Genomic DNA, 307 nt, shown 5'->3' with positions numbered 1-307 from the left:
CTGACGGGCACGCTGACCGGCGCGACGCTCAATGGCACGCCGCTGCCGGCCGGCATCACCGACACCGGCCATGCGACCATTACCGACATGCAAGGTCCTGGTGCCGACATTCCGGTGCTGGATGTGTCCGACCCCGGCCTGGTCAACGAAGGCGCGAACGCCGTCTTCAACCTCACACTGAGCCATGCGGTCGATGCCCCGACCACGCTGAGCTTCACCTTCAGCGGCCAGGCGGACGCGGGCGACATCGGTACGCCGGTGGTCACCGTGGGCGGCACGGTCGTCACGCTGACGGCCCTGGCCGGCG

1 protein-coding gene is annotated in these 307 nt (G+C 69.4%); it reads left to right on the top strand.

Translation table 11 applies throughout. The annotated features are described in order from the left end of the window. The coding region (locus tag N0K08_RS19930) for a hypothetical protein (protein WP_261502154.1) at positions 1-307 on the top strand (307 nt) is incomplete at both ends.

Origin of the sequence: Acidovorax bellezanensis (assembly GCF_025421555.1) — a bacterium.
In the GTDB taxonomy this organism is placed as follows: domain Bacteria; phylum Pseudomonadota; class Gammaproteobacteria; order Burkholderiales; family Burkholderiaceae_C; genus Comamonas; species Comamonas bellezanensis.
Note: the sequence above shows the minus strand (reverse complement) of the source record. Positions and strands in the feature narration are given on the sequence as shown.